Origin of the sequence: Pseudomonas sp. G11-1, from assembly GCF_024031555.1 — a bacterium.
Lineage (GTDB): Bacteria > Pseudomonadota > Gammaproteobacteria > Pseudomonadales > Pseudomonadaceae > Halopseudomonas > Halopseudomonas bauzanensis.
Genome location: NZ_QEYQ01000001.1, coordinates 614,705 through 638,239, shown reverse-complemented (window position 1 = coordinate 638,239; position 23,535 = coordinate 614,705). Strand labels below are relative to the sequence as shown.

General features: G+C 63.7%; 18 protein-coding genes. 13 read left to right on the top strand and 5 right to left on the bottom strand.

Annotated elements, in window-relative coordinates:
* Positions 1-23: 23 nt before the first annotated feature.
* The gene (cysN, locus tag DHB74_RS02955) at positions 24-1,928 is read right to left on the bottom strand and encodes a sulfate adenylyltransferase subunit CysN (protein ID WP_499160753.1); all 1,905 of its coding nucleotides are present in this window, start codon (positions 1,926-1,928) and stop codon (positions 24-26) included.
* A complete protein-coding gene (gene cysD, locus DHB74_RS02950; protein ID WP_285260450.1) occupies positions 1,928-2,914 on the bottom strand; it encodes a sulfate adenylyltransferase subunit CysD in 987 nt (328 codons plus the stop codon). The genes cysN and cysD overlap by 1 nt, the downstream gene beginning before the upstream one ends.
* 1,040 nt (positions 2,915-3,954) lie before the next feature.
* Between cysD and cysQ the strand changes: the two genes are divergently transcribed.
* The gene (gene cysQ, locus DHB74_RS02945; RefSeq protein ID WP_499160752.1) at positions 3,955-4,719 is read left to right on the top strand and encodes a 3'(2'),5'-bisphosphate nucleotidase CysQ; all 765 of its coding nucleotides are present in this window, start codon (positions 3,955-3,957) and stop codon (positions 4,717-4,719) included.
* Between the two features lie 270 nt (positions 4,720-4,989).
* Here the strand turns inward: cysQ and DHB74_RS02940 are convergent, their stop codons facing one another.
* From DHB74_RS02940 to DHB74_RS02930, 3 genes are read right to left on the bottom strand one after another with little or no spacing between them, the layout of a single operon-like run.
* Positions 4,990-7,113, bottom strand: a complete 2,124-nt coding sequence (locus DHB74_RS02940) for an oxidoreductase (RefSeq protein WP_499160751.1) — start codon at positions 7,111-7,113, stop codon at positions 4,990-4,992.
* A 42-nt stretch (positions 7,114-7,155) separates the two neighbouring features.
* Complete coding sequence (locus DHB74_RS02935; protein WP_499160750.1) at positions 7,156-7,992, bottom strand: alpha/beta fold hydrolase; 837 nt, start codon at positions 7,990-7,992, stop codon at positions 7,156-7,158.
* Positions 7,989-9,272: a spinster family MFS transporter gene (locus DHB74_RS02930; protein WP_499161020.1), complete on the bottom strand. Its 1,284-nt coding sequence runs from the start codon at positions 9,270-9,272 to the stop codon at positions 7,989-7,991. The genes DHB74_RS02935 and DHB74_RS02930 overlap by 4 nt, the downstream gene beginning before the upstream one ends.
* A gap of 281 nt (positions 9,273-9,553) precedes the next feature.
* Between DHB74_RS02930 and DHB74_RS02925 the strand changes: the two genes are divergently transcribed.
* The 12 genes from DHB74_RS02925 to DHB74_RS02870 all read left to right on the top strand — a co-directional run bounded on the left by DHB74_RS02925 (position 9,554) and on the right by DHB74_RS02870 (position 23,535).
* Positions 9,554-10,288, top strand: a complete 735-nt coding sequence (locus DHB74_RS02925; RefSeq protein WP_499160749.1) for an SDR family NAD(P)-dependent oxidoreductase — start codon at positions 9,554-9,556, stop codon at positions 10,286-10,288.
* Positions 10,289-10,299: 11 nt separating this feature from the next.
* Positions 10,300-11,073, top strand: a complete 774-nt coding sequence (locus DHB74_RS02920) for an SDR family NAD(P)-dependent oxidoreductase (protein ID WP_499160748.1) — start codon at positions 10,300-10,302, stop codon at positions 11,071-11,073.
* Positions 11,074-11,123: 50 nt separating this feature from the next.
* On the top strand, positions 11,124-11,750 hold the full coding sequence (locus DHB74_RS02915; protein ID WP_499160747.1) for a nuclear transport factor 2 family protein: 627 nt from the start codon (positions 11,124-11,126) through the stop codon (positions 11,748-11,750).
* Between the two features lie 10 nt (positions 11,751-11,760).
* Positions 11,761-12,846 (top strand): alkene reductase, encoded by a 1,086-nt coding sequence (locus tag DHB74_RS02910; protein WP_499160746.1) that lies wholly within the window; start codon positions 11,761-11,763, stop codon positions 12,844-12,846.
* Complete coding sequence (locus DHB74_RS02905) at positions 12,843-14,696, top strand: long-chain-acyl-CoA synthetase (RefSeq protein WP_499160745.1); 1,854 nt, start codon at positions 12,843-12,845, stop codon at positions 14,694-14,696. The genes DHB74_RS02910 and DHB74_RS02905 overlap by 4 nt, the downstream gene beginning before the upstream one ends.
* Positions 14,696-15,787 (top strand): MBL fold metallo-hydrolase, encoded by a 1,092-nt coding sequence (locus tag DHB74_RS02900; protein ID WP_499160744.1) that lies wholly within the window; start codon positions 14,696-14,698, stop codon positions 15,785-15,787. Before DHB74_RS02905 ends, DHB74_RS02900 begins: the two co-directional genes overlap by 1 nt.
* Before the next feature lie 40 nt (positions 15,788-15,827).
* Positions 15,828-17,408 (top strand): DUF1302 domain-containing protein, encoded by a 1,581-nt coding sequence (locus tag DHB74_RS02895; RefSeq protein WP_499160743.1) that lies wholly within the window; start codon positions 15,828-15,830, stop codon positions 17,406-17,408.
* A gap of 110 nt (positions 17,409-17,518) precedes the next feature.
* Complete coding sequence (locus DHB74_RS02890) at positions 17,519-18,901, top strand: DUF1329 domain-containing protein (protein WP_499160742.1); 1,383 nt, start codon at positions 17,519-17,521, stop codon at positions 18,899-18,901.
* A gap of 183 nt (positions 18,902-19,084) precedes the next feature.
* Positions 19,085-20,296: a thiolase family protein gene (locus tag DHB74_RS02885; RefSeq protein ID WP_499160741.1), complete on the top strand. Its 1,212-nt coding sequence runs from the start codon at positions 19,085-19,087 to the stop codon at positions 20,294-20,296.
* Positions 20,297-20,298: 2 nt separating this feature from the next.
* Positions 20,299-21,237 carry a bifunctional OB-fold nucleic acid binding domain-containing protein/MaoC family dehydratase gene (locus tag DHB74_RS02880; RefSeq protein WP_499160740.1) on the top strand — a complete coding sequence of 313 codons (939 nt, stop codon included), beginning with the start codon at positions 20,299-20,301 and terminating at the stop codon, positions 21,235-21,237.
* Between the two features lie 523 nt (positions 21,238-21,760).
* A complete protein-coding gene (locus DHB74_RS02875; protein WP_499160739.1) occupies positions 21,761-22,660 on the top strand; it encodes a VOC family protein in 900 nt (299 codons plus the stop codon).
* Positions 22,660-23,535: a CoA transferase subunit A gene (locus DHB74_RS02870; RefSeq protein ID WP_499160738.1), complete on the top strand. Its 876-nt coding sequence runs from the start codon at positions 22,660-22,662 to the stop codon at positions 23,533-23,535. Before DHB74_RS02875 ends, DHB74_RS02870 begins: the two co-directional genes overlap by 1 nt.

Sequence of the window (23,535 nt, the reverse complement as noted above, 5' to 3'; positions counted from 1 at the left end):
CTGTCTCCGGAGGTGATGGGGTGTCACTCGATATGGCCGCGTTCGATCAGGGTGGCGATAATCCTGTCGACCGCCTGCTCGGGCGACTCGCGGGTGGTGTCGATATGGATGTCCGGGTTTTCCGGCGTTTCATAGGGTGAGTCGATACCGGTGAAATTCTTCAGCTCGCCACGCCGAACCTTCTTGTACAAGCCCTTGGGGTCGCGCTCTTCGGCAACCGCCAGTGGGGTATCGATGAACACTTCGAGAAAGGCCTCATCGCCCAGCAGTTTGCGGGCCATTTCCCGTTCGGAACGGAAAGGTGAAATGAAGGCGGTCAGGGTGATCAGGCCAGCATCGACGAACAGCTTGCCGACTTCGGCAACGCGGCGGATATTTTCCACCCGGTCGGCGTCGGTGAAGCCCAGGTCGCGGTTCAGGCCATGGCGCACATTGTCACCATCGAGCAGGTAGGTGTGCTGGCCACGGGCATACAGCCGGGTTTCCAGCAGGTTGGCGATGGCCGACTTGCCGGCGCCGGACAGCCCGGTGAACCAGAGCAGCACCGGTTTCTGACCCAGCTGTTCGGCGCGCTCCTTCTGGCCCACATCGGTATGCTGCATATGGATGTTCTGCGAGCGGCGCAGGGAAAAGTCGATCAGGCCGGCACCTACTGTGGCATTGCTCAGGCGGTCGATCAGGATGAAGCTGCCGGTTTCGCGGTTGCTCTGGTAGCTGTCGAAGGCTACCGGCTGGCTGCTGGACAGGTTGCAGATGCCAACCTCGTTAAGCGCCAGCTCCTTGGCTGCCAGGTGTTCCAGGGTATTGACGTTGATCTTGTATTTTGGCGCGGCGAGGGTGACCGGCACGGTTTTACCACCGATCTTCATCAGATACGGGCGCCCGCCGAGCATGGGTTGCTCATGCATCCAGATCAGGGTGACCTGGAATTGATCGGCGACACTGGAGGGCTCGTCTGCGGTAGCGATGACATCGCCACGGCTGCAATCCACCTCGTCACTCAGGGTCAGGGTGACGGACTGCCCGGCTACCGCCTGCTGCAGGTCGCCGTCCTGGGTAACGATGCGGGCGATATGGGTTTCCCGACCGGCAGGCAGAATGCGCACCCGATCGCCGGGCCGCACCAGGCCACTGGCGATGGTGCCGGCAAAGCCGCGAAAATCCAGGTTCGGCCGATTGACCCATTGTACCGGCATGCGGAAGGCCAGTTTCTGCTGGTGCGACTCGTCGATCTCGACGGTTTCCAGATAGCCCATCAAGGTGGTGCCACGATACCAGGGCATATGTTCGGTCTGCTCGGTGATGTTGTCTCCACGCAGCGCCGACATCGGGATGGCGGTAACATCGCTCAAGCCTATCCGGCTGGCGAATGCGCGGTACTCGTCGACGATTTCATTGAAGACCTTTTCCGAATAATCCATCAGATCCATCTTGTTGACCGCCAGCACCACCTTGCGAATACCGATCAGCGAGGCCAGAAAGCTGTGGCGCCGGGACTGGGTGAGCACGCCGCGCCGGGCATCGATCATCACGATAGCCACGTCGGCGGTGGAGGCGCCAGTGACCATATTGCGGGTGTACTGCTCATGGCCAGGGGTGTCGGCGACGATGAATTTGCGCCGGTCAGTGGAGAAGAAGCGGTAGGCCACATCGATGGTGATGCCTTGCTCGCGCTCGGCGGCCAGGCCATCCACCAGCAACGCGAAGTCCAGCTCGCCGCCTTGGGTGCCGACCTTTTTCGAGTCGGCCTCCAGCGCTTCCATCTGGTCTTCGAACAGCATTTTCGACTCATACAGCAAGCGCCCGATCAGCGTGCTCTTGCCATCATCCACGCTGCCGCAGGTGATGAAACGCAACAGGCTCTTGTGCTGGTGGGCCTTGAGATAGCCCTCGATATCATCGGCAATCAGGTTGGATACGTGTGCCATCAGAAGTACCCCTCTTGTTTTTTCTTCTCCATCGATGCCGCCGAGTCATGATCGATCATGCGGCCCTGGCGTTCGGAGGTGCGGGTCAGCAGCATTTCCTGAATGATCTTCGGCAGGGTGTCGGCGTCCGACTCCACCGCGCCGGTCAGCGGGTAGCAGCCCAGGGTGCGAAAACGTACATTGCGGACCATGGGTACTTCACCGGGGTTGAGTGGCATGCGCTGGTCATCGACCATGATCAGCATGCCGTCGCGCTCGACCACCGGGCGCGGTGCGGAGAAGTACAGCGGTACGATGGGGATGTTCTCCAGGTGGATGTATTGCCAGATATCCAACTCGGTCCAGTTCGACAGAGGGAACACGCGAATCGATTCGCCCTTGTGCTTGCGGGCGTTGTACAGATGCCACAGCTCGGGGCGCTGGTTCTTCGGGTCCCAGCGGTGCTGGTCGGAGCGGAAGGAGAAGATACGTTCCTTGGCCCGGGACTTCTCCTCGTCGCGGCGGGCGCCACCAAAGGCGACATCGAAACCGTACTTGTCCAGCGCCTGTTTCAGACCCTCGGTTTTCATGATGTCGGTATGGATCTGCGAGCCATGCTTGAACGGACTGATGCCCATTTCCAGCCCATCGGGGTTGATGTGGCTGATCAGCTCGAGTCCCAGCCTGGCTACCATCTGATCGCGGAAGCGATACATGTCCTGGAATTTCCAGGTGGTATCCACATGCAGCAGGGGGAACGGCGGTTTGGCCGGGTAGAAGGCCTTCATGGCCAGGTGCAGCATCACTGCGCTGTCCTTGCCAATGGAATACAGCATGACCGGGTTTTCGGCCTCGGCCACCACTTCGCGCATGGCCTGGATGCTTTCGGCCTCCAGTCTCTGCAGGTGCGTCAACGTCATAGCGTTTTCCTTCGACTTTTGTTGTTGTCGACGCTCAGCGTATCGGGGCTGATTCTCTGCCTTATGCGCGAGTTGAAGTTTTAACATGCGTTGCAGCATGAGCAGCATGGGGTTGTCGGGCGGCGCGGCGGAGCTGGTATCGCTCGTGGCGTTGGTGGCATCGGCAGCGCGGGGAGGCTGACGCATATCCTCGGCCAGCGCATGGGCACCGATCAGCATGTCGCTGGCTTCGGGCAGGTGAAACAGCTGCAGTTGTTCGGTGCGGCGGCTGGCCCATGCGCTGAAGGTAGCCGCCCGCTGCCATTGCATGCCCGAGAGCAGGGCAAACAGCTTGCGTCCGGTGCTGCGCTGCAGGCGATCGAAGAAGCTCTCCAGATGCGGTGCGCGCAGGCTGCCGTCATAGGGCAACCAGAGCACCTTGCCGCGGTTGCTCATGGCTCGCAATACACCATGTCGCCGTTTCTGCCCCGGCTCCGGTGCACCGACGTCGTCGACCCAGAAAATGTCGCCGCCTTCCGCCCGGGCCTGGCAGGCGATCTGATGATAGGTACTCTGGTGCCAGCGCTTGACACTGACCGGCGCGTTGGCGATGCGCTGGGCCGGGCGTTCGGCATTCAACCGCCAGCGTTGCAGGTAGTGTGCCGCGGTGCGGTCGGGCAGGGTGATCTGGTATTGCTGGTGGATCAATGCCCGCATGGCGTCGAGTTGCCAGAGCAGGTAGGGCAACTGGTGCGCCTGCGGTGTGCTGGTGACCAGTGTCTGGTATACCTCCAGCTCCTGCTCGGCGCTCAGCATCCGTCCCTCGCCGGTCTTGCGGCCGCGCTCGCGGATGGGTACCGCGTTCCAGCCGCCGTTCTGCCAAGCCTTGTGCGCGGCAATGATGGTAGGTGGGGACAGCCCAGTGGCGGCGCTGATGGTCTTCAGTGTATTGCCCGCCAGGCGCAGCTTCACGGCCTGGATACGCAGGCTGTTCAACTGCTCGATGGGCAGGCGGTGGCCACGTGACACGGTCGCTCCTTTAAACATCCAGTTGCTGATTGGTGAATGGGTTGGCCCTTGTACTCTTGCGGTTAGAAAAAAACGGCGCATAGGCCGTTTGGACCAATCCAGAAGAAAAGGGGAAATCCATGAACCAAGTCATGTCTGCGTTACTCGAGCAGGTGATCGATATCAGCCGCGCCGCTGGTGAGCAGGTAATGCAGGTGTATCGCTCCGACTTCGAGGTGCGCGGCAAGGAGGATGCGTCGCCGGTAACCGAGGCCGACGAGCGAGCCGAGGCGCTGATTCTGGCGGCACTGGCGCAATGTGCGCCCGGGGTTCCGGTGATTTCCGAGGAGGCTGCCGCTGCCGGGTATATACCTGAGGTGGGTCAGCGTTTCTGGCTGGTGGACCCGCTCGATGGCACCCGGGAATTCATCAACCGCAACGGCGAGTTCACCGTCAATGTCGCCCTGATCGAAGGCGGTGAACCTGTGCTGGGCGTGGTATTGGCACCGGCGCTGGGGCGATTGTTTGCCGGAGCCAGGGGGTGTGGCGCCTTTATCGAAGAGGCTGGGGTGCGCAAGCCAATCGAGTGCCGCGAGGTCTCGACCGAGGGACTGGACGTGGTGGCCAGCCGCTCCCATGGGGATGCCCAGGCGCTGGATGTGTTCCTTGCCGGGCGCAAGGTGCGGTCGTTGAAAAGCGCCGGTTCGTCATTGAAGATCTGCCTGGTGGCTGTCGGTGAAGCGGACCTGTACCCGCGCCTGGGCCGTACCATGGAATGGGATATCGCCGCCGGCCACGCGGTACTGCTGGCGGCCGGTGGGCAGCTACTGACCCTGCAGGACGAGCCGCTGCGCTACGGCAAACCGGACCTGGACAATCCGCACTTCTATGCCCGGGGCAGATAAAACCGCAGCTTGCGACCGGTTGGTGCTCGACTCCATGAGCGAAGCCAATCAGTAACACCATTGCTGTCGGCCAGTCTTGGTACGAGCTGGTGCTCGAACCTCCCAGGAACCCCATTGCCAAGCCTGCCCTGGGGGCGTCGAGCACCAGCTCGATGAGCGACGTTAACCGGCGATATGGAAGTATTCCAGAGCCGCCAAGGCGTAGCGCAGGTGCGCTACACCCCGGAATGCGGGCAGGTGACTTGAGCCTTGCTGGGGTCGACCTCCCGGCTACAGTGCCAGCGCGGCCTCGGTAGCCAAGCGCAGCGCGCCTTCGATATAGCCCAGCTCGTGGCTGTCGCCCAGGCGGTGGATGGGCAGGCCGCTGCTGGCCAGTTCGTCCGCCAGGCTGGGGTTCGGGCCGGCGCCGATGGCCAGGACCACCGAATCCGCGGCGATCTGCAGGTTGTCGCCGTCCTGGGTGCGGTAATGGACAGCACGCTCATCGATGCGGTCTACCTGCACCTGGGTCAACATGGGGACATCGTGCTGCCGCAGATTGTCCAGCACCCGCCAGCGGCGCACGATCGACAACTCGCGACCCAGGTCCGCGCCAGGCTCCAGCACGCTGACCTGGCGGCCTCGTTCAACCAGGAATTCGGCCAGTTCCAGCCCCACCAGCCCGCCACCAATGATGACCACCCGCTTGCCCAGCGGCATCCACAGTTTTGACAGCTGCTTGATGGCGTCGGTGCTGTTGGTCGCGCCGGTCAGGCTGCCGGCCTTCATCATGGTGCGCTGGGCCAGGGACAGCTTGGCCTTGGCGATCTCATCGGCGCGGTCGCCGGTCATCATGCGGCGCAATTCATCGCCGCTCCACACGTGCTTCAATTCTGCACCAGGTATCGGCGGCGCGGCGCGTGAGGCGCCGTTGGCGACCAGTACCTGATCGGCACCCAACTCGTGCAGCAGGGCAGGCGTGGCGGCGGTGTTCAGCCGTATTTCGATCGGCAACTGGTTGACCTGATGCACCAGGTTGTCCAGCAGCGCACCGTTTTCCGGGTAGGCCAGCGCGGCGAAGAACAGGGTGCCGCCGAGCCGGTTGCTGCGTTCCAGCAGCGTTACCCGATGGCCGCGCAGGCTGGCCAGGCGGGCGACTTCCAGGCCGGCCGGTCCGCCGCCTACCACCACGATATGCTGGGGCCGTTCGGCGGGCAGGATGACCTTCTGACTCTCCTGGCCGGTAAACGGATTGACCGCACACTTGACCCGCTGGTTGACGAAGATCTGGCTGACGCAGACGTAACAGTAGATGCAGGGGCGAATGGCCGCGGCGTCACCCTTGATGAGCTTGTTGGGCAGCTCCGGATCGGCCAGCAGCTTGCGTGCCATGGCGACGAAGTCGCACTTGCCCTCGGCGATGGCGCGGTCTGCGGTGGTCGGGTCCAGGCGGCCCACGGCGATCACCGGGACGCTGACGGCCTGTTTCACCTTGGCCGTCCAGTCAAGGAACCCGGCCGGCTTCTGCACCAGGGGTGCTTCGGTAAAGGCGACGCCGGTCGTGGTGGCGGCATAGGCCGACACCGATACGGCATCGACGCCGGCCTGCTCGGCCAGGCGCGCAAAGGCCTGGCATTCCTCCAGGGTGATACCGCCGTCCAGCCGTAGCTCCTGGGCGTCCAGCCGCAGCCAGACACCGAAGTCGTCGCCGGTGCGCCGGCGCACTTCATGCAGTACTTCCAGCATCAGGCGGGCGCGGTTTTCCAGGCTGCCGCCGTATTCATCCTCGCGCTTGTTGTAATAGGACGAGAGAAAGCCGGCGATGATATAGGTGTGGGCGGCATGCACTTCCACGCCATCGAAGCCGGCGCGCTTGGCGCGGTCGGCGGCATCACCGAACCACTGCACCATCTGGGCGATGTCGTCCCGGTCCATGACCCGCACCTGGGGCCTGGTCTTCGGCTTGCCGGAGCTGATGAAAGCGCCCAGCTCCTCGGCGGTGAGCGAGGCCATCATGTCGGTCTTGAAAGGCGGCGGGAACGACGGCACCCAGAGCTCGCGCCCCTCGGCGATATCGCGCACGGCGGTCTTGCCCGCGTGCTGCAGCTGGATGGCGATCTTGGCGCCATGCCGGTGCACGCGGGCGACCAGTTGGCTCAGGCCGGGCAGGAAGCGGTCATCGGACAACCCGACCTGATAGGGCTCGGCGGTGCCTGCCGGAAAAGCGATGGCACCGACGCCCATGATCAGCAGACCGGCGCCGCCAGCAGCGCGGGCTTCATAGTACGCCTGGATGCGTTCACCACAGGTGCCGTCGGACTCGGCGAAGTTGGACCCCATTGGGGCCATGATGATGCGATTGCGCAGCTGGAGCTGACCGATGGCAGCCGGCTGCAGCAGATGGGAGTAGCTCATGGGAGTAACCTCGGAACCGGGGCCGCCCGGCCCCGGTATGACTCATTCGGACAGGAAGTCGATGCATTCCCGATTGAACAGGGCGGCATGCTCGACCTGGACCCAATGGCCGCAGCGGTTGAGCATGACGAAACGGGCATGGGGGGCGTTATCCAGCACCTTGAACGCCCCGGCCGGCGGGTTGAACAGGTCGTTTGTGCCCCAGAAGCCGAGGATCGGTACCTGTATTTCCTGCAGCCGCTCAGTCATGTTGGGCACCAGCATGCTGGAGAACAGATTGCCCGGCTGGGTCACCGCAACCGCCGCACGCTCCTGCAGCAGCGCCTCGTCCAGCTGCGTGGGGTCAAACAGTTGCAGGGTCATCACATGACGCATCTGCTCCACGCCCATGGGACCCTGGCTGAAGACCTCGACCATGCGCTGGATGCCGGGCATCTGGAAGTAGGTTTCCCGTTCTTCCACGCCACCCGGGGCCATCAGGATCAGCTTCTCGACCCGCTCCGGGTAGGCGAGGGTCGCGCCCAGGGCAATGGCGCCGCCGAGGGAGTTGCCCAGCAGGGTGCAGCGGTCGATGCCGGCCTTGTCAAGAAAGCCCTGCAGGCTGCTGACAAAGAAATCCAGGTCGTAATCCACGTCATCGGGTTTGGCGGAACGGCCGAAACCGGGCAGGTCGAGGATGATGTTGCGGTAGCCGGCCTCGGCAAAGGTCGGATAGTTGCCCTTGAAGTTGCTGTACCCGCTGGCACCGGGGCCGCTGCCATGCAGCCAGACCACGGTAGGTCCGGTGCCGGCTTCCAGGTAATGCAGGGTCAGGCCATTGTCCAGGGTGACGTAGTGGCCGGTCGGCAGAGGCAGGTTGTCACTGTTGGTGGTGTTCAAGTGCGGGCTCCTTCAGGCAGGGATTCAACGGGCAGGTCGACGTCATTGCCGTCAACCTGTCGGCGGTATTGGGGGATGGCGCGGGCCAGGCTGATGCACGGGATCAGCAGGATGACCATGGTGGCGGCCATGGCGTAGCGCAGTGCTTCGGCGCCGATGGCCAGTTCGAACACGTCGCTGAGGATGCCCACCACCAGCGGACCGAGGCCGACGCCGAGCAGGGTGACGCCCATCAGGAACATGGCGGTGCCCTGGGCCAGGCGCGAGGCCGGGAACAGATGGGTCATGGCGCCGAAGCAGGGCACTGACCACCAGGTGCCAAAGAAGGCGAAGCCCAGGTACAGGGCAAAGGCGGTGGGTACGGCGAGGCTGCCGATCTGCAGGGCCGACCCGGCCGGCCAGAGGAAGAACAGCAGGCCGAAAGGGATGCTCATGGCCGTGCCCAGCAGCGCCGCGCCCAGCTGCCAGCCGGTGTCGCGCCGCACCATGCGGTCGGTGAACCAGCCGCAGGTCAGGGTGCCGATGACCGACATCAGGCCGCCGCCGATGCCCAACAGCGCACCGGCCTCGGTGAGCGTCACATTGTGCGAGCGAATCAGGAAGCTGGGCGCCCAGGTACCCACGGCGTAGGCGGCGATCGCTGCGGTGCTGCCAGCGAACACGATCAGTGCATAGGAGGGGGTGCGCGCCAGGGATCTCATGGTCTGGAAAAAGCTTTCCCGGGCATCCGCGGCGCTGGCCGGCTGGCGGCGCGGCGCCTGCACGGTAAAGGCCAGCAACAGCCCCAGCAGCACGCCCGGCGCGCCGATCAGGATAAAGGCCCAGCGCCAGCCGTAGGTGTCCGCCACCCAGCCGCCCATCCCCAGGCCGAACACCGCCCCCAGTGCCGGCCCCATGAGAAATACCGCCAATGCGCGGGAGCGGTGCGACGGGGGATACAGGTCCGACACCATGGCCACCGAGGGGGCTGAGCCCCCGGCCTCGCCGATGGCCACGCCGATACGAAACAGCAGTAGCATGGTGAAGCTGGTGGCGATGCCGCAGAGCACCGTCATCAGGCTCCAGGCGATACAGGCCAGGGCGACTACCGGCTTGCGCCCGATGCGGTCGGACAGGCGCCCCAGGGGCAGCCCGAAGACCGTGTAGAACAGGGCGAAGGCGACCCCCGAGAGCAGGCCGATGAGCGTATCGGATACCCCGAATTCCAGCTTGATCGGCTCGATCAGGATGGAGACCAGCAGCCGGTCTATGTAGTTGAAGATGTAGATCAGGGCGAGCATCAGCAGCGCATAGTGGGTACGCCAGGTGACGCTGCGCTGGGTCGTGGGGAGGGCGGCTGGCGAGCTCACGGTGTGCTCCGGTCTTATTGTTGGTTTTGCCGATCATCCACCGGGGTCACCAGCCCTTCATCGTCCATTCAGACCATGGCGGCGGGCCGCCGCAAGCCCGGTCCCGACGCGCATTCAGCTTAGTCTCAACGGACGATGTTGGGGGTTGGTCGCGCATGAATCATAGCTGCAACCGTTAATGGGTCGATGCCGTTCGGCCAATAGGAGCAGCGATGAAACTTGATAACAAGATTGCGTTCGTGACCGGAGCCGCCCAGGGCATGGGGGCCGCCATTGTCCGCCAGTTCGTGGAGCAGGGTGCCGTGGTATACGCCGCCGACATCAATGAAGAAGCCATCAACGCCAGCGTTGCCGACCTCAAGGGTCGTGCCCACGCCGTGGTCTGCAACGTGATGGACGAGGCCTCGGTGCAGGCTGCCATGCAGCGTATCGCTGACGAAGCGGGGCGCCTGGACGTGCTGGTCAACAACGCCGGTACCGGCTCGGTGGACAGCTTCCTCGATACCCCGGTGGAGCACTGGGACCGGGTGGTGGGCGTCAACCTCAAGGGCACCTTCCTCTGTGCCCGCGAAGCAGCCCGGCTGATGGTCTCCAAGGGCACTGCCGGCACCATCATCAACTTCTCCAGCACCGGTGCGCTGACCGGTGAAGGCCCCAGCCACTACGTTGCCTCCAAGGCGGGCGTGATGGGCCTGACCCGCAGCCTGGCCCGTGAGCTGGCGCCGCAGAAGATCCGTGTCAACACCATCGTTCCCGGCCCGACCGATACGCCGATGATGGCCGGCATCCCGGATGAGTGGATGCAGGCGATGATCGCTGCCATCCCGCTGGGCCGCCTGTGCCAGCCCGAGGAAGTCGCTCGCGTGGTGGCCTTCATTGCCAGCGATGACGCCGGCTTCATCACCGGCCAGAACATTACCGTCAACGGCGGTTCGGCATTCATCTAAGGGGCAAGAACATGACAGCACGCATGCAGAACAAGGTCGCCTTCGTTACCGGTGGTGGTTCGGGTATCGGTGCCGCCACCGCTATCAAGATGGCGGCCGAGGGCGCCACCGTGGTGGTCTGCGGTCGCCGCGAAGAGCCGCTGCAAGAGGTGGTGGCAAAGATTGAAAGCGCTGGCGGCAAGGCCGCCTACCGGGTGGCCGACGTCAGCAACGAGGAATCCTTCGTCGGCGCGATCAAGTCCACCGCCGCGGAATTCGGTCGCCTGGACGTGATGGTCAACAACGCCATGGCCTACACCTGGGGCGGCGTCGACACCATGACCACCGCCGACTGGCACGCCAACTTCGCCACCACCGTGGACGGCACCTTCTGGGGTACCCGCGCCGCGATGCAACTGATGAAGGAGCAGGGCGGTGGCGCCATCGTCAACATCGCCTCCATCTGCGGTGTGTTCGGTACCGCCTGGATGTCCGGTTATTCCGCGGCCAAGGCAGCGGTTATCAATTTCAGTCGCGCCGTGGCGTCCGAAGGTGCGCCCTACAAGGTGCGTTGCAACGTGGTCGTCCCGGGCGTCGTCGCCACACCGTCCACCGCCGGCATGCTCGGCGATGACAAGACCCGCAGCAACACCGAAAAGCTCATCCCCATGGGGCGCGTGGGCGAGGCCGACGAGCTGGCCAACGCCGTGTTCTTCCTCGCCTCGGATGAAGCCTCCTACATCACCGGCGCCAGCCTGCCGGTCGACGGCGGTCGCAGTTCCGATCTGTACACCGTACTGGAATGACCTGCGGGCCTGCGGGCCCGCCCCGGCAGTCAACCTGATAAGGCAACACCATGGATCAGAATACTCTACAGCGTCTTGATCGGCTGGAGTCGATCGAGGCCATCCGGCAGCTGGTGGGCAAATACTCCCTGTCACTGGATATGCGTGACCTGGACGCCCACGTCAATCTGTTCGCCCCGGATATCCGCGTCGGCGGCGGCAAGGTTGGCCGCGCCCACCTCAAGCAGTGGGTGGATGACACCCTGCGCCACCAGTTCACCGGCACCTCCCACCACATCGGCCAGCACATCATCGAATTCACCGATGCTGACCATGCGGTGGGCGTGGTGTATTCCAAGAACGAGCACGAGACCGGCGCCGAGTGGGTGATCATGCAAATGCTCTACTGGGATGACTACGAGCGCATCGACGGTGAGTGGTTCTTCCGCCGCCGGCTGCCCTGCTACTGGTACGCCACCGACCTGAACAAGCCGCCGATCGGCGACATGAAGATGCGCTGGCCGGGCCGCGAGCCCTATCACGGCACCTTCCAGGCGCTGTTTCCCTCGTGGAAATCCTTCTGGGCCAACGCGCCGGAACGCGACAGCTTGCCCGAGGTGGCCGCACCGGCACCGGCTGAACAGTTCCTGCGGCGCATGCGGGCAGACACGCCTGCGCCCAAGATCCGTGTGCGTTGAGGGGGCCATGATGAATGCATTGATGCAACCCATGCGCATGGGCGAGCTCGAGCTGGCCAATCGCATCGTCATGGCGCCGATGACCCGCAGCCGCGCGGACAGCGACGCGGTGCCCACCGCCATCATGGTCGACTACTACGCCCAGCGGGCCGCGGCCGGCCTGATTGTCGCCGAAGGCACCGCGCCCTCGGCCGATGGTATGGGCTACTGCCGCACGCCGGCGATCTACAGCCAGCAGCAGATTGGCGCCTGGCGCCAGGTCACCGAGGCGGTACACGCCGCGGGCGGCCAGATCGTGCTGCAGCTGATGCACTGCGGCCGGGCCGCGACGCAGCACAACAAGCCCGCCGGCAGCCGCACCGTGGCGCCCTCGGCGGTACGCGCCGAGATCCAGCTGTTTACCGATGCCGTGGGCATGACCGATACGGATGTACCCGAGGCCCTCAGCCGGGACGATATCCGCCAGGTCATTGCCGACTATCGCCAGGCGGCGCTGAACGCCCGGGCGGCGGGGTTCGACGGGGTGGAGTTGCACTGCACCAGCGGCTACCTGCCCATGCAGTTCATGTCGGAGAACGCCAACCAGCGCACCGATGAGTATGGCGGCAGCGCGGACAACCGGGTGCGCTTTGCCATCGAGGTGTTGCAGGCGATAGCCGAGGCCATCGGCCCAGGCCGGGTCGGGGTGCGCTTCTGCCCGGGCAACAAGTTCAACGACATCGCCGACAGCGACCCGGCCGCGACCTTCGACGCCCTGCTGCGCGGCCTGGACGGGTTGAACCTGGCCTACCTGCACATCATGCGCGCGCATACCCGCAAGGTCGACGCCTTTGCCCGTGCCCGCGCCGCCTTCAGTGGGCCGCTGATCGTTAACGATGGCTTCGAGCCCGACAGCGCCGAGCAGATGGTCGCCGAGGGTCTGGCCGATGCGGTGTCCTTCGGCCGGCACTTCATCGCCAACCCGGACCTGGTCCGGCGCATCGATGAGCAATTGCCGCTGGCCGAATTCGACCGCCACACGCTGTATTCCCCCGGTCCGGAAGGCTACATCGATTACCCCGTCGCTGATTCACGTTCTCTGGAGGAGTTGTCATGAGCACATCCCTGGCCCAGCAAGCCCCCACCGCCAGTCTTCTGCCCAGCCGGGAACAGACCCAGGCCAAGCTCGACCTGCGTTCGGCTGCCGCCAGCCGGATCAAGCCGGCACAACGCTACACCGTGGCTGATCGGCTGGAAACCCAGGTGGATCGCTTCGGCGAGCGGGCCTTCCTGGTCTATGGCCAGCAGCGTTTCAGTTACCGCGAGGTGGACGAGCGCGCCAACCAGTACGCCCATGCCTTTCTCGCCCGCGGCATCCAGCCGGGGGATGTCTGCGCCATGGCGCTGGAGAACCGCCCGGATTTCTTCTTCTGCTGGTTCGGGCTGACCAAAATCGGTGCGGTGACGGCCTTTATCAATTACCACCTCAAAGGGCGGGCGCTGCTGCACGCGCTGCAGTCCACTTCGGCCAAGGCCGTGGTGATCGGCGAGGAGTGCCTGGAAGGTTTCCTCGAGACCGAGGAGACCGCCGACTACCCGCGCTGGCTGGTACCCGACAGCGAGAACCCGGTCGATCCTGGCCAGCTGCCAACCACCCTGGACCGTCAGTTCCATGACCAGGTGCAGGATGCATCGCGCAATCGCCCCGATGCGGCGCTGCGGGCGAACATCAAGGCTGAAGATGACATGCTGTACATCTTCACCTCCGGCACTACCGGCCTGCCCAAGGCGGCGCGCTACAGTCACATGCGCTGGATGACCTCCGGTGATGTGATGGAAGTGACCATGGAGATTACCCCCGAGGACATCTTCTATTGCTGCCTGCCGCTCTACCATGGCGCTGCCGCTACCTCGGTGACTTCCACCGCGCTGGCCGCCGGTGCGTCCATCGTGTTTCGCCGCAAGTTCAGCGCCAGCCAGTTCTGGGCGGAGATTCGCCAGCATCAGGTCACCGTGTTCCAGTACATCGGCGAAATCTGCCGCTACCTGCTGAACAAGCCTGCCCAGGCCAATGACCGTGAGCATGGCCTGCGCTGCATGCTTGGCGCCGGCCTGAGCCGGGATGTGTGGAGCCGCTGGGTCGAGCGTTTCGGCGAACTGGATATCTTCGAGGGCTGGGGCGCCACCGAGGCCAATGCTGCGGTGCTGAACGTGGATAACCGCGTCGGTTCCTGTGGCCGAGTGCCGTTCTGGGACAAGACCAACCTGCGCCTGCTCAAGTACGACACCGGCACCCAGACCCATCTGCGCGATGCCGAGGGACGCTATATCCACTGCCAGCCCGGTGAAGTGGGCGAGGCGGTCGGCATGATCGTCAACCTCCCGGAGATCGGTGCGGGGCGCTTCGAGGGGTATACCTCGCCCGAGGCGACCGAAGGCAAGATCCTGCGCAACGTGTTCAGCGACGGGGACGCCTGGTGGGCCTCCGGCGATCTGCTGCGGTATGACGAGGACGGCTACTGCTACTTCGTCGACCGCATCGGCGATACCTTCCGCTGGAAGAGCGAGAACGTCTCCACTCTGGAAGTGGCCGATGCGCTGGGCGACTTCCCCGGGCTGGAGCTGATCAATATCTACGGCGTGCTGGTGCCGAACCATGAAGGTCGAGCCGGTATGGCTGCGGTGCTGATGCAGCCAGGCCAGCAGTTCGACCCCCAGGCGTTCTTTGCCTTTGCCAATGACCGTTTGCCCCATTACGCCTTGCCGGTGTTCGTGCGGGTGTCGGCCATGGCCGACATGACCAGCACCTTCAAGTTGCGCAAGATCGACCTGCAGCGTCAGGGTTATAACCCGGCGCTGTTCACTGATCCGCTGTTCGTCAAGGATGACCAGGCCGGCAGCTATGTGCCGTTCAGCGCCGAGGTGCTGGAGCGCCTGGAGCTGCCTGCCTTCGCCGGAGAGACCTGATGAGCGGCCTGGAGCTGCACGAAGGGCAGACCCGGGACAGGCTGAGCTTCCCCTGGGAAACCCCGCCGCAACCAGGCCACACCTGCGAGGTGGCGCCTGGGGTGTTGTGGCTGCGCATGCCGCTGCCGTTCGCGCTGGATCACATCAACCTGTACCTGCTGCGCCACGAGCATGGCTGGGTGGTGGTGGACACTGGCTTGAACACGCCCCAGAGCCGTGAGGTATGGGAGTCGGTATTCACCGACGTGTTTGCCGGTGCGCCGGTGCTCGCGGTGATTGCCACGCATTTTCACTACGACCACAGCGGCATGCTCGGTTGGCTGGTGGATCGCTTCCAGTGCCCGGCGTACATGAGTTTCGCCGAATACCAGGCGCTGTTCGTTACCCCGCCCAAGGGCGATGAGCCGAATTGGGCATTCTCCCAGTTTTTCCAGCGCTGCGGACTGGACAGCGACCAGGTGGCGGGTTTCCGGCCGATGCTCAGCCAGATGGCCTACGACACCCACGCACCCACCAGCTTCCGGCGGCTGCGGGAAAACGATCTGCTGAAAATCGGCGAGCGCTGCTGGCGGGTGGTCATCGGCTCGGGGCACTCCCCGGAGCACGTCTGCCTGTACAGCGAAGACGATCAGTTGCTGATCGCCGGCGATCAGATCCTGCCGCGCATTACCTCCAGCATCTTTGTCTCGGTGACCGAGCCGGAAGCCAACCCGCTGGGTGATTGGCTGGCGTCGCTGCGGCGGTTTCGCCAGTTGCCCGACGCGGTGCTGGTGCTGCCAGCCCACGAGCGGCCCTTCCATGGGTTGCATCACCGTATCGGCCAGTTGCAGCAGCACCACGAAGCCCATCTCGAATCGCTGACCACTGTACTGAAGACCGGGCCACAGACGGCCGCGGCGCTCTGTCCGGTGCTGTTTCCACGGCTGCGTAGCAGCTTCGACTTGTTGATGGCCATGGGCGAGACCCTGGCCCACCTCAATTTCCTCAGGGAGGAGGGAGTACTGACCCGCACGCTGGAGGACGAGGCCTGGCGCTTCGGCCTGGCCAGCAGTGGGGGGCAGGTTTTTGCAGCTGAAGACATCCACGTTTAACCAAACAGGCACGTTGTTTCACCTGAACCCAGGAGTAGTTATGCAAAACAATAACAAGAAGGTCATGCAGCGGAGTTCGACAGGGTTTGCATTTGCCTCGCTGGCGCTTGCCGTCGCCGCGTTCCCTGCCCACGACGCCCAGGCCGGCGAGACGTTTCGTTTCGACAATGGTGCCACCCTGGATTGGTCGGTCACCACCAGCTACGGTCTGGGCATCCGCATGGAAGATGCCGACTCCGACCTGCTGGACGGCCAGGCCAACGCCGATGACGGCAACCGCAACTTCGACCGTCACTCGCTGATGACCCACCGCGCCACGGCGCTGGGCGAGATGATCCTGCGCAAGGACAACTACGGCGCCGTGCTGCGCGGTAGTACCTTCTATGACGACGTCTACCATCGCGACAACGACAATGATTCGCCGGGCACCGTCAACAAGGACGGCGATCACGACAAGTTCACCAGCGACGCCAAGAAATATTCCGGCGGTCGCAGCCGCTTCCTGGACGCCTACGTCTTTGCCGACTTCCAATTGCCCGCCCGGCAGCGCCTGGGCGTCAAGGCTGGCCGCCACGTAGTGGCCTGGGGTGAAGGCCTGTTCTACCCCGGGGTAAACGGCGTGCAGGGGCCGGTCAACGTGGTCAACTCCGGTCAGCCGGGCATCGAGGTCAAGGACATCATGCTGCCGGTTGGTCAGGTGTCTGCCAACTGGGAAGTGACCCCCGACTTCGGCCTGTCCGCGTATGTGCAGTACGAATGGAAGGGCAACGAGCTGAATCCGGTAGGATCATATCTGTCGACTTCGGATGTGATCGGGCCGGGTCGTCAGTTCATGATTCTCGGGCCGGGCTTCAATGCGGCTTATGCTGGCACCAATGATCCGCGTGATAGTGGCCAGTATGGTATTCGCGCCATGTATCGGCCCACGCTGTCCACCGAGCTGGGCTTCTTTCATGTGCGGTACCACGATCGTAACCCTGCCGGTGTAACTATCGCCCCGGATTTCCAGAGTTATGAGATCGAATACGTTGAGGATATCAAGCTCACCGGTATGAGTTTCTCCACCAGCATGGGTGATACCCAGGTGGGCGGTGAGTGGTCATACCGTACCGGTGCGCCAGTCATGCTGGCGAATAATGCCGGAACCACCACCGGTTCCGGCCAGCAGATGCAGCTGAGCTTCATTCGTGCACTCGGCGATATGCCCTGGGCCAAGTCGACCACGCTGATGGGCGAAGTGGTGCACGTGCGGGCCGACGATGTGGACAAGATCGGCGACAACGACGACTTCACCTTCAAGACCGACACCTCCTGGCAGACCAAGACCTCCACGGCCTACACCCTGCAGGCGGTACTGTCCTACCCCGGCATCTTCTCGGGCTGGGACCTGAACGTGCCGGTCAACTGGGCCCACGTGGTGGAAGGCAATACCCCGATGAAGGGTGCCATCTCGGCCGGTGCGGGAGACAAGCGGATGTCGGTCGGCGCGACCTTTAAGTACCTCGGCAACCTGGAGCTGAACACCACCTACACGGCGTACCTGTACTCGGCAGATCCCGGCCGCAACCGGATGCTGGCTGACCGCGATTACCTGACCCTTTCGGCCAAGTACTCGTTCTGACAATGAATAGCCAAGCGACTTTCCCTGTATCCGCCGGCTTAGTCTGATCAGACGATGAGACGCTAACCGGCAGGGTAATAATGGATTGCGTATACCTGTGGAGAAGAATAATGAGTAGACATGGTGTAGTAGTTTCCCTGGCCGCCGCCATCAGCATGAGTCTTGCTGGGCTGGCCACTGCTGCCGTATCCCCGGAGGAGGCCGCGCGCCTGGGCCAGGACCTGACCTGTGTCGGCGCTGAACGTGCCGCCAACGCCGATGGCAGCATCCCCGAGTTCAAGGGCACCCATGTGGGCAAGGTGCCCGGCTGGGATGCGCCGCCGCACAGCGGCGCCCATCCGGTCGACCCCTTTGCCGATGACCAACCGATCCTGGTCATCACTGCCGCCAACGTGGCCGAGCATGCCGACAAGCTGACTGAAGGCCAGCAGGCGATGTTCAAGCGTTATCCCGACACCTACAAGATCAACGTCTATGAAGGTCGGCGCGAATTTGCCTACCCCGAGGTGGCGTGCGAGCGCGCCCGGTGGAACGCGGAAAATGCCGAGATCGTCGATGATGGCTTCGGTTACACCGGCCTGGGCTACATTCCCTTCCCGATTCCGAAGAGCGCCATGGAAGTGCTCTGGAACCATCAACTGCCGTTCCGCGCCTGGACCCAGGATGAGATTCGCGATATCGCATCGGTAACTGCCAGTGGCAGCATTGGTTGGGGCCGTTCCCATGGTCGCTGCCTGGCGCCGCCCATGGATCCGGATCCGAGCCTGCGTCCGCATACCGATGACGGCGTCTCGGCCTACTGCACCACCGAGGTACTGCTGCCACTGCGTGAGCGCGGCAACTTCTCGATGAACCATGAGCCCTATAACTACCGCACCTCGGCGCGTACCGCCTGGTCCTATAACACCGGGACGCGGCGGGTGCGCCTGGCCCCAGGCTATGGCTACGACCAACCGCTGGGCGGCAGTAACGGCTTGATGACCATCGATGAGGACCGCCTGTTCAACGGTGCGCCGGATCGCTACGACTGGACCCTGGTGGGCAAGCAGGAGGTCATCATTCCGGCCAACGCCTACAAGGTGCACAGCAAGGACATCAGCTACGCGGACCTGTTGACCGTCAACCATCCCAACCCCGAGTTCCTGCGTTACGAGCTGCGGCGGGTCTGGGTGATCGAGGCCAACGTCAAGGAAGGCAGCCGGCACCTGTATGGCAAGCGCCGCCTGTTCATCGACGAGGACACCTGGCACGCAGTGCTGGCGGACAACTACGACAGCCGCGGGGAGTTGTGGAAGCACGCGATCATCAACTATTACTACCATCCGGACACCAGCGCCTGGCAGGCTGGCTCCTCCTTCTTCCACGACCTCAACAGTGGCAGCTATATCGGCTATACGCTGTTCAACGAGCGTGAGCGGGCGGCCATCCTGAACAAGGGCGAAATGGATCCGAGCCAGTTCACCCCGGACCGGCTGCGCGCCCTCGGCCGCTGATCCCGGACCGTCTCGGCAAGCACAGAGGCCGGCTCCCGCAAGGGGCCGGCCTTTTGCTATGTCGGCTTCGACAAAATCTCCCCACGTAGGCTTAACGGACGATGAGCCGCCGGGCAGGGGACGCAACAATCCGGGCAGAGGGTGACGTTTTCCCGGTCGCCCGCAGCCGATGAGGGGACAGTCATGGGTTTGAAAGGAACGGCCGCCATTGTTGGCGCCGCGCAATACAAGCCGGAAAAATATTCCACCGCACCGCAGATGTTCCACCTGGAGCAGGTAGCGGACCTGGCCGCGCAGGCCCTGGCCGACGCCGGCCTCAAGGCCAGCGATATCGACGGACTCTGTATCAATGGTCCGCATTTTCATGAGGCCTCCAGTTTCGTGCCGGCAATGGCCGCGGAATATCTGGGCATCGCACTGAATTTCGCTGAGGTCGTGGACCTGGGCGGCACCACCGCCGTGGGCATGATCTGGCGCGCCGCCGCTGCCATCGAGCTGGGTATCTGCCAGGCCGTGCTCTGCGTGATCCCGCAGCGCATGGCACCCTTCGGCCCGGACGATGATCCGTCGGCCATGGCCCGAGCCATGCGTTTCGGTGGCCACAGCACCCAGTACGGTGCGCCGGAAGCCGAATTCGACCTGCCCTACGGCCACATGGGCCAGAACACCGGCTACGCCATGATCGCCCAGCGCTACGCCGCGCAGTACGGCTACGACCAGCGCGCCATGGCCAAGATCGCCGTGGACCAGCGCTTCAATGCCCAGGCCCACCCGGATGCGATCTTCCGTGGGCAGCCACTGACCATCGAGGATGTGCTGGGCAGCAAGCTGGTTGCTGATCCGCTGCACATTCTTGAAATCGTCATGCCGGTCGCCGGTGGCGCCGCGGTGATCGTCGCGTCCAAGGAGCTGGCCGCCCGCAGCAAGGGGCGTCCGGCCTATATCACCGGCTTCGGTGAACGCCTGGGCTACAAATCACCCAGCTATTCGCCCGACATGACCGAAACCCCGGTCGGTCCGGCTGCCCGCAGCGCCTTCGCCATGGCCGGGCTCAAGCCCGCCGACATGCACGCGGCGCAGATCTACGACTGCTACACCATTACCGTACTGCTCAGCCTGGAGGATGCCGGGTTCTGCGCCAAGGGTGAGGGCATGCGTTTCATCCTGGACAACGACCTGACCTACAAGGGCAACTTCCCGATGAACACCCACGGTGGGCAGCTGAGCTTCGGCCAGGCCGGGTCGGCGGGCGGGTTCTCCCAGGTGGTCGAGGCCTACCAGCAGGTAGCAGGCAAGGCCGGTGATCGCCAGCTCAAGGTTTGTGATCAGGTATTCGTCTCGGGCACCGGCGGTGTCATGAGCGAGCAGGGCGCATTGATTCTTCAGGGGGCTTGAGCATGAGCAACAAACCTATGCCGCTGCCAACGGCAATTTCCGCACCCTTCTGGGATGGCTTGAAAGAAGGCAAGGTCCTGTTGCAGCAGTGCAACGCCTGCCAGCACTGGATTTTCTATCCGCGGCGCCACTGCAGCAGCTGCCTATCCCACGACCTGAGCTGGAAGCAGGTGTCGGGCACCGGCACGCTCTACACCTACACCGTGGCACGGGTACCGACCCTGCCCGAGTTCGCCAGTGCCGAGCCACAGATACTGGCGGTGGTCGAACTCGACGAAGGTGTACGCATGAACACTACCCTGATCGGGCTCGACCCCGGGCAGATCAAGGTTGGCATGCGCCTCAAACCGGTGCGCGCCACCGTCAATGCCGACGGCGCCGTGCTGCTGCGCTATACCGGCGCCGACGTGCCGCTGGAGGAGCGTGACGAAGTCGTCAGGGCGCCCGAGGCACCGGCGGCCGAGTCCGGCCCGCCCAAGCGCAAGATCGACGTCAAGGACATCGAGACGCTGAAATCCCTGGTCACCGGCGAGTTCAGCGACTGGAGCAACCAGGTGCTGGTGGACCAGGAGTTGATCAACCAGTTTGCCGAGCTTTCCGGTGACAGCTACTGGATCCATACCGATCCCGAGCGGGCCCGCAAGGAGAGCCCCTTCGGCGGCACCATCGCCCATGGCGCCCTGGTGCAGGTGCTGATGTCTCGCATGCAGGTGCCGCTGAGCTTCGAGGTGACCGGTTTCACCAACATGGTGAACTACGGCTCCGAACGCCTGCGCTTCCCCAGCCCCGTACCGGCCGGCTCGCTGGTGCACTCACGCACCCGGGTCAAATCGGTAGAGGTACTGCCGCGAGGTACCCAGATGGTGCTGGAATGCAACATCCACGTGGTAGGTCAGGAGCGCCCGGCGGTGATCAACGACCTGGTCATCCTCTACATGTAAGCGTTTGTTGTGCTGCCCGGCCTGGGTCCAGGGTCGGTTCCTTTATCGCCCACCGGTTTGTGCCATGGGCGATTTTTTTTTGCTTGTCTTGGTAGGGGTGGCTGGCGATCTGTGCAGGCCTCTGCGTTGGTATGCCCCTGCCACGACACGCCGTGAACCCATCCATGGGGGCTCGTTGATGCCATCCCTGGCATCAAACGGTCGTGGCAGGGGCATCCCAACGCAACGGCAGAAACTCCGCGCCGCTGAGGGTTTTACCCCCAGCGGCGCGGGGTTCGCTGGCCGTTCTGGGGTGCAGGGTTGTGCCGGCCGTCGGTTTTCAGGGATGAAAACCGCGAGCCTACATGGATGTATTCACGGCGTGTCGGCACGGCCCTGCACCCCAGCACGGCCTTGCACACACTCACCGCAACATGCCCGCCCACCGCAGCCCATAACGTTAGTCTCAATGGACGATGAATGCGCCGCCCCCCAAGGGCAACAATCTACTCATGCTTCAAGACCCTGAATGAGGAGTGGCGGCATGAGTGAGATTCGAGCGCTGAGCTATTTCGTCGCGCAGATTGGTGATGTGCAGAAGTGGCAACACTATGCCGAAAACGTGCTGGGGATGATGACCAGCCCGGCGCCCGGCGGCGGATTGTATATCAAGATGGACGATCGTCCGTTCCGCATACTGATTGTCGAAGGCGCCGAGTCGCGCTACCTGGCCTCCGGCTGGGAGCTGGGCAGCAAGACCGCCTTCAACGCCATGCTGGCCCGGCTGGATGCCAGCGCGGTCGCCTATGAACTGGCCGACGCTGCCTTCTGCGCCCAGCGCCAGGTCAACGAAGCAGCGCTGCTGCAGGACCCGGCGGGCAACCGGCACGAGCTGACCTGGGGCTACCGCTCCGACTGCCAGCCCTTCGTCTCCCCCCAGGGCGTACCGCGCTTTTTGACCGGCGACATGGGGCTGGGGCATACCGTATTGCCGGCGCCGAATTTCGATGAGTGCGCAGCCTTCTATCAGCAGGTGCTGGGCTTCGAGATCTCCGACATCTTCAATTTCCGTCCGGCCCCCGACGCCCCCGCCACCCGCATCCACTTCCTGCATTGTGGCAACGCCCGGCACCATAGCCTGGCCATCGCCGAGTACGACGTGCCGAGCAAGTGCGTCCACGTCATGGTCGAGGTCGACTCCATGACCGAAGTCGGCCGCGCCCACGACCGGCGCCAGGCCCATGGCGTACCGCTGTCCGCCACCCTGGGGCAGCACCTCAACGACAAGATGACCTCGTTCTACATGAAAACCCCGTCCGGCTTCGATCTCGAGTACGGCTGCGGCGGGCTACAGGTCGACTGGAACCAGCACACCGCTTTCGAATTCACCAAGGTCAGCATTTGGGGACATGACTTCAATGCCGGCCGGCAGGAGGAGCAATAATGAACAAGCAGATGACTGCTGCGGATGTAGTAGGACAATTACGCGATGGCATGACCATCGGTTTCGGTGGCTGGGGTCCGCGGCGCAAGCCCATGGCGATCGTGCGCGAGATCCTGCGCAGTGATGTGAAGGACCTGACCGTGGTGGCCTACGGCGGCCCGGAAGTCGGCATGCTCTGCGCGGCTGGCAAGGTCAAGAAGTTGATCTTCGGCTTCGCCACCATGGACGCCATTCCGCTGGAGCCCTATTTCCGCAAGGCCCGGGAAGCCGGCACCCTGGATGTCATGGAGCTGGATGAAGGTCTGTTCCAGTGGGGCTTGAAGGCTGCAGCCATGCGCCTGCCGTTCCTGCCCGCCCGTGCCGGCTTGGCCACCGATGTGCTGACCCATAACCCAGAGCTGAAACTCATCACCTCGCCCTATGCCGACGGCGAAGTGCTGTTGGCCATGCCGGCGCTGGAACTGGACGTGGCCTTCGTCCACGTGAACAAGGCGGATCGCCTGGGCAACACCCTGATTACCGGCAACGACGTGTATTTCGACCACCACGTCGCCCGCGCTTCCAAGCAGTGCTTCGTGTCCGCCGAAGAAGTGGTCGAGCGCCTGGAACTGGACGCGGCGACCGCCCGCTTCAGCACCTTCGAGCGCTCCATGGTCACCGGCGTGGTGGAAGCCCCACTGGGCGCGCACCCCACCGCCTGCGGCCCCGCCTATGGCTGGGACATGCAGCACTTGAAGGACTACAGCGACAGCGCCGGCGAAGACAACGGCTGGCAGCGCTACCTGGATACCTATGTCAATTGCAGCGAAGCCGACTACTGCGAGCGCAACGGCGGTGCCGAGCGCATGGCCAGCCTGCCCCTGCCGACGTTCTGA

Excerpts from the sequence above, each read along its gene's own strand:
- cysN (WP_499160753.1), bottom strand. The coding sequence starts at position 1,928 with ATGGCACACGTATCCAACCTGATTGCCGATGATATCGAGGGCTATCTC.
- cysD (WP_285260450.1), bottom strand. The coding sequence starts at position 2,914 with ATGTTAAAACTTCAACTCGCGCATAAGGCAGAGAATCAGCCCCGATAC.
- cysQ (WP_499160752.1), top strand. The coding sequence starts at position 3,955 with ATGAACCAAGTCATGTCTGCGTTACTCGAGCAGGTGATCGATATCAGC.
- DHB74_RS02940 (WP_499160751.1), bottom strand. The coding sequence starts at position 7,113 with ATGAGCTACTCCCATCTGCTGCAGCCGGCTGCCATCGGTCAGCTCCAG.
- DHB74_RS02930 (WP_499161020.1), bottom strand. The coding sequence starts at position 9,272 with ATGCTCGCCCTGATCTACATCTTCAACTACATAGACCGGCTGCTGGTC.
- DHB74_RS02925 (WP_499160749.1), top strand. The coding sequence starts at position 9,554 with ATGAAACTTGATAACAAGATTGCGTTCGTGACCGGAGCCGCCCAGGGC.
- DHB74_RS02920 (WP_499160748.1), top strand. The coding sequence starts at position 10,300 with ATGACAGCACGCATGCAGAACAAGGTCGCCTTCGTTACCGGTGGTGGT.
- DHB74_RS02915 (WP_499160747.1), top strand. The coding sequence starts at position 11,124 with ATGGATCAGAATACTCTACAGCGTCTTGATCGGCTGGAGTCGATCGAG.
- DHB74_RS02910 (WP_499160746.1), top strand. The coding sequence starts at position 11,761 with ATGAATGCATTGATGCAACCCATGCGCATGGGCGAGCTCGAGCTGGCC.
- DHB74_RS02905 (WP_499160745.1), top strand. The coding sequence starts at position 12,843 with ATGAGCACATCCCTGGCCCAGCAAGCCCCCACCGCCAGTCTTCTGCCC.
- DHB74_RS02900 (WP_499160744.1), top strand. The coding sequence starts at position 14,696 with ATGAGCGGCCTGGAGCTGCACGAAGGGCAGACCCGGGACAGGCTGAGC.
- DHB74_RS02895 (WP_499160743.1), top strand. The coding sequence starts at position 15,828 with ATGCAAAACAATAACAAGAAGGTCATGCAGCGGAGTTCGACAGGGTTT.
- DHB74_RS02890 (WP_499160742.1), top strand. The coding sequence starts at position 17,519 with ATGAGTAGACATGGTGTAGTAGTTTCCCTGGCCGCCGCCATCAGCATG.
- DHB74_RS02885 (WP_499160741.1), top strand. The coding sequence starts at position 19,085 with ATGGGTTTGAAAGGAACGGCCGCCATTGTTGGCGCCGCGCAATACAAG.
- DHB74_RS02880 (WP_499160740.1), top strand. The coding sequence starts at position 20,299 with ATGAGCAACAAACCTATGCCGCTGCCAACGGCAATTTCCGCACCCTTC.
- DHB74_RS02875 (WP_499160739.1), top strand. The coding sequence starts at position 21,761 with ATGAGTGAGATTCGAGCGCTGAGCTATTTCGTCGCGCAGATTGGTGAT.
- DHB74_RS02870 (WP_499160738.1), top strand. The coding sequence starts at position 22,660 with ATGAACAAGCAGATGACTGCTGCGGATGTAGTAGGACAATTACGCGAT.